This is a genomic window from Brucella sp. TWI432 (genome assembly GCF_039674445.1).
Lineage (GTDB): Bacteria > Pseudomonadota > Alphaproteobacteria > Rhizobiales > Rhizobiaceae > Brucella > Brucella chromiisoli.
The window spans coordinates 1-11,957 of record NZ_JBDJNL010000038.1; the positions used below are offsets into that span (position 1 = coordinate 1).

Below are 11,957 nucleotides of genomic sequence, written 5' to 3' on the forward strand. Positions count from 1 at the left end.
CCGGCGCATAAATATAAAAACCCGTGAATTAATTTATTGACGTCGCTGACTGTGTTCGATTCAAGCATTGGGATGAATCGAGCAGGCCAACCCACCGTCGCAGATCTGATGGCGCAGATAGCAGCGTTGCAGGCGGAAAACCAGAAACTGCATGAACGGGTCTTCACACTTGAGGAAGAACTGGCGCTCGCACGGTTACATCGTTTTGCACCGCACAGCGAAAAGCGTGTCGATCGTGTCTTCAACGAAGCTGAGCAGACTACCCTTGAGGCAGATACAGACGAAGAGCTCGCTGACACCATTGAATTACCCGACACGGGATTGCCGGAGACCGAAGCGCGGCAAGGTAAAAAGCGCGGTCGCAAACCACTGCCTTCCACTCTGCCGCGCGAGCGTGTGGAATATGACCTTCCCGACGATCAGAAGATTTGTCCGTGCTGCAGTCATCCGATGCATCGCATGGGTGAACTGGTCACCGAGCAGCTTCACATCAAGGTGAAGGCCAAGGTTCTGCAGAATGCCCGGGCCAAATATGCGTGCCGCAACTGTGATCGCACCGGCATCAAAACGCCCATCGTCATCGCCCCGATGCCTGCACAGCCCTTGCCGGGCAGCATTGCCACGGCCTCTACGCTGGCTTTTGCGCTCGTTCACAAATATGTCGATGGCACACCGCTTTATCGTCTGGCGAAAGCCTTCGAGCGTGCTGGCGTCCCTGTCAGCCGTGGGGCTCTGGGTCATTGGGTGATCGGTTCTAGCGAAACACATCTTTCCCGCCTCTATGATGCTCTGAAACTGCGGCTGCGATCACAGCCTCTCATTCATGGTGATGAGACGACGGTTCAGGTTCTGAAGGAAAAGGACAAGGCTGCTACCAGCACGTCCTACATGTGGGCTTATCGCAGCGGCGAAGACAGTGCCGAACTTATCGTACTGCTCGATTATCAGCCCGGTCGGGGGCAGCAATATCCGCAGGCCTTTCTTGGAAACTATCGCGGCATATTGATGAGCGACGGTTACACGGCATGGCGCACCCTGAAAGGTGCAACACATATTGGTTGCATGGCGCATTCGCGGCGGCGGTTTGTCGAAGCGCTGCGCGCCAGAAAGAAAGGCGGCGGACGGCCAGAGCAGGCGCTGAAGTTCTTCGAGCAGCTTTACCGGATTGAAAAACAGGCTCGCGATGAAAGCCCGGATGACGGTGAAACGCAGGCAGACTGCATTCGTCGCTTTCGTCAACAGCACAGCATTCCGGTTCTGAATGCCCTCAAGGCATGGCTCGACAAGATAGCTCCGAAGGTCTTGCCGGAGAGCAAGCTTGAGGATGCGGTCTCTTATACCGTCAATCAATGGCTATATCTGACGCGTTACACCGAAGACGGCAACATGCCGATCGACAATAATTTGCTAGAACGCGATATCAGGATTTTTGCCACCGGCAGGAAATCTTGGCTCTTCACCGATACCATAGACGGAGCGCGGCCCAGCGCCATCGTATACAGCCTCATGCTGACCTGTCGTGCATGCGGCGTTGAACCATTTGCATGGCTTAAGCACGTCCTCACCGAACTTCCGCAGCGATCCCAAGACGCTAATATCGAGGATCTATTACCTTGGAACTACATAAGTGCCTAACGGTGACCACTAAGAGACGCGCTAGTCCTAAGCTGCCACAGCGTATCAATCTGCACGAACAATACGAACCTGAAAGCAGTGTTCCGCGCTGATCGAACATCGACGAAGCTGATGTTGTCGTGATCCAAAAGTTCGGATGCGTAGGCTACAATGTCGTTCTTAGCTACAATCCTTCCAGTGCCGTATCGGATGCGTTGATCCGCTGTGTAGCCTTTGAGCAGATAGTCTGGGCTGCTTAGTATTGGAGGAACTTCTATCCCTGACCACGGCGCGCACTCGTCGGCACACAAGAAGATGGGCCCTGTTTCTGCATAGGGCTGGGCATGGTCAAATGGTCGATAAGCCAATATCATCATCCCGGAACCTTTGGGAATGAAATTAAGACAATGACGGCAAGGGTTACCTGCTCCATCAGATAATACGTGCTCGGGTGCACAATCGTATGCATCGCGTGCACCTTTGCGCAAACCACTCACGTTGTCAGTTGGAAGCGGAAGAAACTTGATCTGTGCCATTCGGACCTCCTGAAAACCAGCGTCTAAACTTCCAGCAAGTCGAAGTTACAACAATCCGTTTCGTGCTCTTAAATTTTTTTGGAGCCCAAGCTGCCCCACGGGCGCTGTGCGGATCTACTTGTTCCGAATACAAGATAGAACGCCTCGACGGGTTAAATCCCGCTGCAAGCAGGATGGGAATGTGCCGAGAAATTCGCGCTTACGCTTATGCAGCGCGTGGCGCGAAAGTCACCTTAATATCTAGTCCGGCTCGCAATCACCAAAATTTCCCTGTCCAGCAGAAGCAAGGCAGGCAAGAATGCGGGCTTTAGCTCGCATGCCCGTTCGGTTCTATCGGCATGATAGCGGGACAAATCACGATCTGCTCTATGTTTTGGTGCTATCCTGCGCGTTGCCCTTCAAAGAATTTGAAAAGTATCTACTCAGGCACGAATAGCCTGTGCCACTGTGTCGGGCGCTTGCTGAATGACTTTCAAAAACAACATTGCGGCGCGATCTGGCTGACGGCGTTTTTGTTCCCAATCTCTGATTGTACCAGCTGAGAGGCCGTATCGTTTGGCAAATGCTGTCTGTGAAAGATTTTGGCTTTTGCGAATGGCTGCAACGTCAATTGTTTCCGGAACAAATACTGCGGCGGGTTCTACGCGACCTTCGGCAATTGCCAGAGCCTCGTTTGCACTTTGGATAAGCTCTTTTGCAAATGTCATTTGTTCACCTTTCTATAGGCTTCTGCCAGCTTTGGCAGAATTGCAGCGAGTTCGTTTCGCTCGGCTTTTGTGAGATTTCCTTTTTCATTTTTGCCGTAAATTGAGAGTGCAAAAAGGGGAATATCGTCACCGCCGAAATAATGAATTGTGCGGAATCCTCCGCTCTTTCCTTGCCCTTCACGGGCATGACGCAACTTTCTAGCGCCACCTGTACCAGCCATTAGCGCACCCGCTACGGGGTCTGACGCAATGGCTGATAAAATCTCCTGCAATTCATCGTCAGATAAACCGCAACGCTTTGCTTGCATGAGAAAGATTGATGTTTGAACGATCGTTTGCATGTCTACATTATACGGCATTGCCGTATTATAAGCAAGGTTTAATTTCAGTTTTTAGGCTGCATCCCGCGCCTCCCAAGCGGCAACAGGAATTTCCTCGGCGACGTTGTCCGATTGCGGTTGCTGGCTGTGCAAGAAGGTTGTGGCCTTCTCGGCAAGACTTGCTGCCTGAATGATTGCGCGTTTATCATTTTTCAATACGGTCAATTATCCGCAGCAGCCCGTAATGCGGAGGAAGGCGACCAGATTGCCTAAAGTTCGGGGTTTCTGGCCACCTTCCTCCGCATTATTTCAGAGCGTGTCGAGCCAGGCGAGAACGCTCGTATCGCGTTTCCACGAGGGCTGGCGGGTGGGTGTTTCGGGAGCACCGACCTTTTCCAATGCCTTGCGCTTTGTTTCGAGGTTAGCTCTGGCGTAGTGGTTGGTTGTCTCGAGGTTCACATGACCGAGCCAGCTACGGAGGACCGTGACGTCGATGCCCGCCGATATGAGATGCACGGCGGTTGCATGCCGGAAGGCGTGGGGCGTCACATGCTTGTCGCGCAGGCTTGGTGAGGTTTCGGCCGCTGCCTTCCAGGCGGCAAGCTTGAACCGGACCCCCGATGCGCTGAGCGGTTCGCCATAGCGGTTAACGAACAGCCTCTGGCTTGGCGCCCGTGGTTGCGGTTCGAGCAGTTTCTGCAACAATATCACGGTTTCTGGCCAGAGCGGGCAGATACGTTCTTTTCGACCCTTTCCGGTGAGGCGCACGCAGCTCGGACTGTCGAACCGGACCGCAAGGGGCACAGATCGAGCGGTTCCTGTATTCGCGCGCCGCTGTTGTAGAGGAACGAGAGCAAGGCGTGATCGCGCGCACCTTGGGATGTCGAACGATCAGGCTGAGCCAGGATAGCGGTCACTTCCGCCGGGTCCAGATAGCAGGTTCCGACACCGGACCGCGCTTAATCGGGATGTTAAGGATTTCGACGCACTGGGCGATCAATCCGGGATCCTTGGTTGCAACGAAGTTGAAGAAGCTGCGTATCGCTGCAAGCCGGCAGTTTCGCGTGCCGATCTTGCCGCCGCGTTCGTGTTCGGCGTGACCGAGGAACGCAATGACCTCTCCGGCGGTCAGATCCGCCAGCGTGATCATCGCCACCTTCTTGCCTGAGCGCTTTGCGACGAACCGGAGGAAGAGTCGCCAGACATCGCGATACGACCGGACCGTATGGATGGAGGCATTGCACTACTCGACCAGCCATTCGTAGAGGAACGCGCGCATCAGCCACGGGAACTGATTGTTCTTGCTCATGCCCGCACCTCCTGCCCGATATTGAGGCGTGGCGCGCCCAGCACGCGGAACCGCTCATTGGCGTGATGCAGCAAGTCCTGCGTGACGGTGATGTAGACCAGGGTCGAGTTGATGTCCCATGGCCGAGATAGTTCGCAAGGAACGGCAGACGATCCTGCGGCTTGATGCCTGCCTCGTACCATTCGAGGATCCGGTTCACGACCATCGAATGCCGCAGATCGTGCAGGCGAGGTCCAGTTCGCCCCCGAGGCGGCTTCAGCCCGGCGTATGACGTCAACAAGCAGCCAGGCGACGGCCTGCTTCGTATAGCGGTCACCACGCCGTTCTTGCCAGAACAGGCCGGAGCGCAGATCAAGGAACCCACTGGCGCGGCGTCGCGCTTCCGTATATGATCGAAGTTCTACCATTACACTGTCGGGCAGCGGCAGTATCCTGGTCTTGTAGAACTTGGTTTGGCGGATCGTGATCGTGCCGCCTTGGAAGTCCACGTCACCAAGATCAAGGCGATTTCGCTTCGCCGCGGACCAGTGTTCAAGCATCACCTCGAGCGGCTGGTCCTGAAGCTCCGGGTTTAGCTGAAGGAAGCGGTCGAGCCGCCATAGCCGCATCGCTTGCGAAGTGTATCTGTAACCTCGGTTGCGCATCATCCTGACGTGCTCGACCATCATGTTGCCCAGTACGCTGCCAAACAGCCTGGGCTGGCATAGTTCGACAAGTGCGCTGTCCGGATCGCGGGAGGCCAGCGCCCGCCATACCGGCATGCACTGTTTGATGTTGCAAACTTCACGCAGCACGGCGACGGGATTGTGTTCGATCGCTCCGATTTTCTCAAGATGATCGAGGAACCGGTCGATGATCCGGGTGCGATGCAGCCGTGTCGTCGAGGCCCAACGGCCCGGCGATACATGCAACCATGCCACCAGCATGTCCTTGTCGAGCTTGGCATGGTGCTCGGCAACATCCTGGAAGATATCGAGCGCTTGCCTGTAGTAGATGGGGCTGTTCGTGGTGCGCAGGTTGATGCCTGCCACGTACCGCGCGATCAATTCACGCTCAGGATCGGGCCAGTTCGTCATGACCGCACCTCCCGTCCCGGCACGTCGAGCGCGATGGCCCGAAGATCCTCGGTGGCGAGCTTCAGATAGGGAGCTGTGGAACTCCGTAGAGCGATGCCCTAGCAGGTCGCCGATCACCTTTTGCGGCACGGCGGCGGGCATCATTTCGACGGCACGTGCATGGCGGAAGATATGGGAGCCGCTTTTACCAGTCGGCGTGATCCCGGCAGTCGTAAGCCGCCGCCGCACCATATTGGCCAGCATGCCGAGCTTACGATAAGGCGCGCGTGTTTGGACAAAGATCTCGCGAGCATCTGTGACAGGCCGCCCCGTCTACAGATAGGCGAGCACGGCCTCACCCACCGGCGCCATCAATGGCAGGAAGAGTTGGCCCGGGTCTTGGTGTGCCTGATGCGGATCACTTCCGCCCGCTAGTCGATATCCTCGACCCGCAGGTTGCAGATTTCGCCCGATCTCAAGCCATAGGTCGCCACCAACTGCAGGATGGCATGATCCCGCAGGCCCGTCGGCGTCTTATCCTCCCCCGAGGACTGCAAAACCGCCGTGACCTGATCGGGCTTAAGGATCGATGGCACACCTTCATACGCATAGAGCAAGGGGGCGATGACATGCGGCGATAATTCCATGACGACGCGCCCTGTTCGATGGAGATAGCGCAGCATCGAGCGAAGGCGCTCCGCCACATCCTTCACGGACCGGCGCGTCTGATGATGGCTGCGTGTGTCCATGTAACGGTCGATGTCGTTGACGGTCATCGTCATCAGACTGTCTGGTACATGCCTATCGAGCTGCCAGGCCAGGAAGTTCCGGCCTTCCCACATCAACTCGTCGATGCTGGCTGCAGCAAGGCCTCGTTCCTCGCGCAGCCAGGTCTTGTAATCGTCGCAGATGGCAAAGCGCAATGCATCTGCGGCGCACGTTGCTTTTGGAGCTGGTGGCCACTCACCTTGCGCCAGCCACAGCAATGCATGAATTCCGGAACGTGGGATTGAATGCCGGTATGGTCCCGGGGAGCGACCGTGACGTCTCCGGAACATCGCGATCGCATCACGCAGATATTGCGTCACTTGCGCTTCGCTCACATTCGTGACCGGGATATTCCGCCGTAAAATATAATCAAGAAATCCGCGAGCATAGGCGCAGTAATTCCCGGCTACTGTCGGGCTGTATTGCTGACTGGTCAGTACGGTTCTGAGCTCCGTAATCAGTTGGTCATTAATATTCGACATTGTTCGTTCCTCTACTGGTCAAATTGACCGCAGAATTTTGCCATCGGACCGCAGAGGCTTCTCACTGGATTTCTCAGCTAAAAGGAAAATTTTACCTCTCGAAGTGATCTCGGTTGTTGCAAGTTCATAGACGGGCTCCTGAGAGCCGCGACCCGGTGTGCTTAACTGTCGGCGTAATCAGAGCCGCAAGGAAACTGGATGCTATTGAAAGGCCAGGAAACATAAGAGAAGCAGCCCACAGATCTGAGCGTGCGTGCACATCACACAGTTGCGGTTCGAATTTGCCTCGCGGGCCGAGACCGACTAAATTGAGAACTATGCGAATTTCATAAGCCCGTGACCGAATAAGATAGACGGCAGCACATTCGCGTTGTTGCGTGCGGTCTCTAGAAGTCTATGAATGCCAGTTTCCTGCGTGTTCGTTTTGGACGTACCGCCGTACATTTGGATATAGCTTCGCCGATTTCAGCACTTGCCGTAATTCCCTGCACGAAGGGTTGATCGTGCATCAGATACGGCAGCGCGCCGAACGCAATCTTGCCACATGCAACTTCCGGTGCCAGCAGCGTGTAGTCGTCTGAGACGTCCGGAATATCCTCTCCGACCGAAACGAGTTGCCGGCGAAGTGACGGAAACGGCAAATCCTTCGTCTTGAGCGGCTTCTGGCCTCGGGCGTCGATGAACACGTCGAACGTCCATCTGTTGTCACCGACGGTGATGAGGATGTGGTCATCCCTAACATCCATGTCGTAATCGTGCCCAAGTTCGAGGACGTCTATCAGGCCGGCCTTGCACAGCGCCAGTAGCCTGCGGATCGATTCCGACGGGATTGCAGCATAGTTGTCGACGAAGACCTTGCAGAGTCCTGTATCGAACCGCTCGCGGTCCTCTTCATTGAGATGCGGGATAATCTCTTGCACCACCTCGTGTAAACGAAGGATCGCATAGCGCCAGGGTACGGTATGCTTCTCCCGCTTGTTGCGCTCGACTTCTTTGAGATTGTATTCTGCCCAGCGGAACGCATCATGGTTTTGCCGGTCGGAAAAGTAGGTGTCAGCGAAGCTGTCAGCGTCGAGCTTCGAAAGCGAAACACGCTCGCTCCAGGCCGGATCGGCGTCTTCGATTTCGCGCGCGACCAAGGCAAATATCCTGTCAAGCAAGCCACTGGCACCGCTCTCGATCTCCCTGTTGATCGCCTGCTCCGTGGCAATCTGCAAGGGCTGGTAAGGAATCGGGCAATAAAAATCCGCTTCTGGCAGGATGCCTGAACGGGACATAAGCGTTATCGCCAGACCTTTACTGTCCGGGTCAAGGTCGAAGCGTAGTTTGTTGTAATCTTCCTCGATAAAGCTTCCATGTTGGGCAATGACCGCCATTGCTGCGTCGATGGCGCTGAGCGATGTCCCCATAATGCCCACTTTACACGCTGGTATCCTGGCTTCGATCAGTCCAGACCAGGGGCTGGGAAAATAACTGCGCGTTGCTTCGTCGTCGTCGGGCCAGACGTGGCCGGTGGCGATGACGACGAGATCGAGGAGTTTCGAATGGAGCTTCCCCTCAGTCCAGAGTTTGACGCCATCGGCCGTGGCTTCGATATCCGTGACCTCGCAGGATTCGTGCACTTCGACTTCAAAGCCTTTTCGACGCGCTGCCTCGACAAGAGCCAGAAACTGATCCCGGAAATATTCGCCCAGCAGAATGCGGGGCAGGAATTGTCGATCGTGAAGACCTTCCTTGTCGACCCGGTATCGAGCGAGACGCGTCTCGTCCTGCTCGCGCAGCCAGTCCAGATAGGTAGAGGTAACCGGCGGTATCTCGATGCTGGCGATGTTGGCAAGCATCATGCGGCTGTTCTCATCGTCATTATAAGGCATGCCTACGCCAGCTTCATCTTCCTTCTCGTAAATCGAGATGGACATTGGCTCTGCGAATTTGAGCAGCGAAAAGAAAGTGTAGATCCCGGTCGGACCGGTGCCGACGATAGCAATGTTCTTCATGGGCGATTACCAATTTCTCCACATTCCAATACGCGCGGTAAACGGCCCGGCTGGGCCGGGCCGCTTGTGTTTGCACTTCGAACATCTCTTCACATCAATTGTATGCTGCGAGATCAGAGCTTGACGGTATCTTCACGCGCCCATAAGCGGAGCTTACGGCAAGACGCGACGAAATCGGTGGCCGCCCTCGCATTGTCGAGCGGGATCATCCCTTCGTCCATTTCGGGCTCGATACCGGCCTTGGCGAGCAGCGGCATTGCGCCTGCGGTAAAGCCAATGAACTTGCAGTGGGCAAAAGCGTCTGCAACAAAGTCTCTTGCCGCGCACTCGCCGATAAGCCGGTTGGCCGCTTCTTCAGATAACACAAGGGCTACAGCATCAAACAATACGGATGGACCACCGTCAATCATATGGTCGGCCTCTATCCAGTCGCCGCTGGATGCTTGGAAACCTCCGACCGACGGCGCAACCAGTTCCACCATTGCGCCTTCTTTCTCCGCGGCGTTCCGGATACCCTTGAGCACCTGCGCATCAGTGCCATTGGCGACAAGCACGCCGATCTTTCTGCCCTTGAAGCTGCCGGGTCCGTTCTCAATGATGCTGAGTGCAGGAGACGGAGCAAGATCGTCGCGCACGGGGACCATCGCATCCGCAGCCTTCGGCATCTTGCGGATGCCGAGCTTGCCGGCGACCGTTTCCGCAAGGTTGGCATCGATATTCAGCAGATGAGATACAACACGCTCGCGGATCACAGGTGTTTCCACCTTCGACAGTTCGAAGGTCAGGGCCATCGCAATATGCTTCTGTTCCACAGCGGTCTGGCTCAGATAGAACTGACGCGCCTGGCTGTAATGGTCGGCGAAGCTCTCCGGTCTAAGGCGAACTTTCTGTCCGTCTTCCTGCGCTGCAAACGACCCGAACCCGCGCTTGGGATCCGGCCTCGGTCCTTCGCCCCAGGAATTAGGCTGGTAATTTGCTCGTCCGACAGGATTGCGCATCGCCATATGGCCGTCCTGCTGGAGATGGTGGAACGGACACTTCGGCGCATTGATCGGGATATGTGTGAAATTGGGGCTGCCCAGTCTTTTCAACTGCGTGTCGAGATAGGAGAAGTTGCGGCCCTGCAGCAGGGGATCGTTGGAGAAGTCGATGCCCGGGGGAACGTTCTGCGTCATGAACGCGACCTGTTCAGTCTCGGCAAAGAAATTATCCGGCATCCGATCCAGCACCAGCCGCCCAACCGGCATGGGCTTTATGATTTCTTCCGGGATCAGCTTGGTCGGGTCCAGCACATCGAAGTCGAAGCTGTCGGCAAAATCCTGATCAAAGAGTTGCACGCACAGTTCCCATTCCGGAAAGTCACCCGCCTGGATGGCATTCCAGAGATCGCGCCGATGGAAATCGGGGTCGGCGCCATTGATCTTGACCGCTTCGTTCCATACGACGGATTGGAGGCCAAGTTTCGGCTTCCAGATGAATTTGACAAAGGTCGACTTATCCCTGTCATTCACGAAGCGGAAAGTATGGACGCCAAATCCTTCCATGAAACGGAAGGAGCGCGGTATGGCGCGGTCCGACATGATCCACATGATCATGTGCATGGATTCTGGTGTCAGGCTGATGAAGTCCCAAAAATTGTCATGTGCCGACTGGGCCTGCGGGAATGCCCGATCCGGCTCCTCCTTGACGGCATGGACCATATCCGGAAACCGGATGGCGTCCTGAATGAAGAAGACTGGAATGTTATTGCCGACAAGATCCCAGTTGCCTTCCTTGGTGTAAATCTTGACAGCGAAGCCCCGGACGTCCCGGGCGAGGTCGAACGAACCCTTCGATCCGGCGACCGTGGAAAAACGGACGAAGACTGGCGTCTTCTCGCCAACCCGTTGGAAAATGTCCGCGCGCGTATATTCGCTGAGTGATGCTGTCGTCTCGAAATAGCCATGCGCGCCATAGCCTCGGGCATGGACGACGCGTTCGGGAATACGTTCGTGGTCGAAGTGAAATATCTTTTCCCGAAAATGGAAATCCTCGATAAGCGTCGGTCCGCGCGCGCCAACCTTGAGCGTATTGAGGTCATCTGAAACCGGTCCGCCCTGGGCCGTGGTCATGACCGGTGTCTTGTCGCCGGCAATCTGATGAAGATCTCCGCCTGGGCCGGCTTCGAGCTTTTGGTCATGAAACTTGAGTGATTTTTGCACATTTGCGGCTTTGTCGGTGGCTGACATAGCTGGCTCCCGTCCGTTATGTGATCTCTATACAAATTGGAAAGGGTGCCGAGTGGCACCCTTGCTTCATGATTAGGCCGCTTTAGCGCGTTGGTTGGCCGAAGCATCCGCAAGTTTCGTCAGATCGCTGTCCGTTTTGGACTCTTCCTGAAGCGTCTGATCGAGAAGCTTGGCGACATCGGTCATGCCGAGTTCTTTTGCCCACCGCTTCAAAGTTCCGTATCGGGTGATTTCATAGTGCTCGACCGCCTGCGCGGACGAGATCAGACCGGCATCGAGCGCCGCTGTATCCTTGAACTCCTCCATGATCTCCTCGCCTTCGGCGATGATCCCTTCGATCGCGTCGCAGGTTTTGCCTCTCGCTGCCTTGCCCATGATCTCGAACACCTGGACAAGCCGTTCGACATGAACTTCCGTCTCTTCGCGATGCTTCTCGAAAGCAGCCTTCAGGTCTTCGGACTGCGCCGCACGTTTCATCTTCGGCAAAGCCTTCAGGATCTTGCGCTCGGCGTAATAGATGTCCTTGAGAGTGTCGTGGAACAGGTCCTCAAGGGTCTTTTCCTTTGCCATGGTACTTCTCCTCTCATGAATTGTCGAATAGATAGTTGAAGCCCCAAAGGCCGCTAAGTTCTCGGAAAAATCTGAGAATTGGCCAGTGATCCGATTCAAAGCGGGCATCTCCACCCGTCTTTTAACGCAATGCGATAATTTAAGTTCCGTGGCTGGGGCATACAGGGGCTTGTTCGAAGGACGAGTACCGAGCAGATATTCATGATGCTGCTGTAAATGCTACAACTCAATGATCTTAAATAGACAATTCAGTATATAAGTGTCAATCGGCGTTTAAACGGGACCCCTTATCGGCGTCCAAAAAGTACCCCTCCTTTAGGTTGCAAGGTTTAGCGTGCGCGGGCCCGGAACTTTAAATTTAGTGCAGGGTC

12 protein-coding genes are annotated in these 11,957 nt (G+C 55.4%); 1 reads left to right on the forward strand and 11 read right to left on the reverse strand.

Features of this window, described 5'->3' with window-relative positions:
• Positions 1-72 precede the first annotated feature (72 nt).
• Positions 73-1,635, forward strand: a complete 1,563-nt coding sequence (tnpC, locus tag ABE527_RS21015; RefSeq protein WP_499698215.1) for an IS66 family transposase — start codon at positions 73-75, stop codon at positions 1,633-1,635.
• Here tnpC and ABE527_RS21020 read toward each other — a convergent pair.
• From ABE527_RS21020 to ABE527_RS21070, 11 genes are all read right to left on the reverse strand, one after another.
• A complete protein-coding gene (locus ABE527_RS21020) occupies positions 1,632-2,150 on the reverse strand; it encodes a DUF1203 domain-containing protein (protein WP_499695605.1) in 519 nt (172 codons plus the stop codon). The two genes, tnpC and ABE527_RS21020, sit on opposite strands and share 4 nt — an antisense overlap.
• 422 nt (positions 2,151-2,572) lie before the next feature.
• Positions 2,573-2,857 carry a NadS family protein gene (gene nadS / locus ABE527_RS21025; RefSeq protein ID WP_499695604.1) on the reverse strand — a complete coding sequence of 95 codons (285 nt, stop codon included), beginning with the start codon at positions 2,855-2,857 and terminating at the stop codon, positions 2,573-2,575.
• On the reverse strand, positions 2,854-3,198 hold the full coding sequence (locus ABE527_RS21030; protein WP_499695603.1) for a type II toxin-antitoxin system RelE/ParE family toxin: 345 nt from the start codon (positions 3,196-3,198) through the stop codon (positions 2,854-2,856). The genes nadS and ABE527_RS21030 overlap by 4 nt, the downstream gene beginning before the upstream one ends.
• A 51-nt stretch (positions 3,199-3,249) precedes the next feature.
• Positions 3,250-3,393, reverse strand: coding sequence for a hypothetical protein (locus ABE527_RS21035; RefSeq protein WP_499695602.1), 144 nt, complete (start codon positions 3,391-3,393; stop codon positions 3,250-3,252).
• 93 nt (positions 3,394-3,486) lie between these two features.
• Entirely contained in the window at positions 3,487-3,981 is a 495-nt protein-coding gene (locus ABE527_RS21040; RefSeq protein WP_499698216.1) for a tyrosine-type recombinase/integrase, read from the reverse strand.
• Positions 3,982-4,090: 109 nt separating this feature from the next.
• Positions 4,091-4,408, reverse strand: coding sequence for a site-specific integrase (locus tag ABE527_RS21045; RefSeq protein ID WP_499695609.1), 318 nt, complete (start codon positions 4,406-4,408; stop codon positions 4,091-4,093).
• A gap of 74 nt (positions 4,409-4,482) precedes the next feature.
• Positions 4,483-5,562 (reverse strand): tyrosine-type recombinase/integrase, encoded by a 1,080-nt coding sequence (locus ABE527_RS21050; protein ID WP_499695601.1) that lies wholly within the window; start codon positions 5,560-5,562, stop codon positions 4,483-4,485.
• Positions 5,563-5,972: 410 nt separating this feature from the next.
• Positions 5,973-6,791: a tyrosine-type recombinase/integrase gene (locus ABE527_RS21055; protein WP_499695600.1), complete on the reverse strand. Its 819-nt coding sequence runs from the start codon at positions 6,789-6,791 to the stop codon at positions 5,973-5,975.
• A 386-nt stretch (positions 6,792-7,177) separates the two neighbouring features.
• Entirely contained in the window at positions 7,178-8,788 is a 1,611-nt protein-coding gene (locus ABE527_RS21060) for an FAD-NAD(P)-binding protein (protein WP_499695599.1), read from the reverse strand.
• Positions 8,789-8,901: 113 nt separating this feature from the next.
• Positions 8,902-11,016 carry a catalase gene (gene katE / locus ABE527_RS21065; RefSeq protein ID WP_499695598.1) on the reverse strand — a complete coding sequence of 705 codons (2,115 nt, stop codon included), beginning with the start codon at positions 11,014-11,016 and terminating at the stop codon, positions 8,902-8,904.
• Positions 11,017-11,088: 72 nt separating this feature from the next.
• Entirely contained in the window at positions 11,089-11,586 is a 498-nt protein-coding gene (locus ABE527_RS21070) for a YciE/YciF ferroxidase family protein (protein WP_499695597.1), read from the reverse strand.
• Positions 11,587-11,957 lie beyond the last annotated feature (371 nt).

Bases quoted from the DNA above. Each gene is read 5' to 3' on its own strand.
- tnpC (WP_499698215.1), top strand. From the start codon at position 73: ATGAATCGAGCAGGCCAACCCACCGTCGCAGATCTGATGGCGCAGATA.
- ABE527_RS21020 (WP_499695605.1), bottom strand. From the start codon at position 2,150: ATGGCACAGATCAAGTTTCTTCCGCTTCCAACTGACAACGTGAGTGGT.
- nadS (WP_499695604.1), bottom strand. From the start codon at position 2,857: ATGACATTTGCAAAAGAGCTTATCCAAAGTGCAAACGAGGCTCTGGCA.
- ABE527_RS21030 (WP_499695603.1), bottom strand. From the start codon at position 3,198: ATGCAAACGATCGTTCAAACATCAATCTTTCTCATGCAAGCAAAGCGT.
- ABE527_RS21050 (WP_499695601.1), bottom strand. From the start codon at position 5,562: ATGACGAACTGGCCCGATCCTGAGCGTGAATTGATCGCGCGGTACGTG.
- ABE527_RS21055 (WP_499695600.1), bottom strand. From the start codon at position 6,791: ATGTCGAATATTAATGACCAACTGATTACGGAGCTCAGAACCGTACTG.
- ABE527_RS21060 (WP_499695599.1), bottom strand. From the start codon at position 8,788: ATGAAGAACATTGCTATCGTCGGCACCGGTCCGACCGGGATCTACACT.
- katE (WP_499695598.1), bottom strand. From the start codon at position 11,016: ATGTCAGCCACCGACAAAGCCGCAAATGTGCAAAAATCACTCAAGTTT.
- ABE527_RS21070 (WP_499695597.1), bottom strand. From the start codon at position 11,586: ATGGCAAAGGAAAAGACCCTTGAGGACCTGTTCCACGACACTCTCAAG.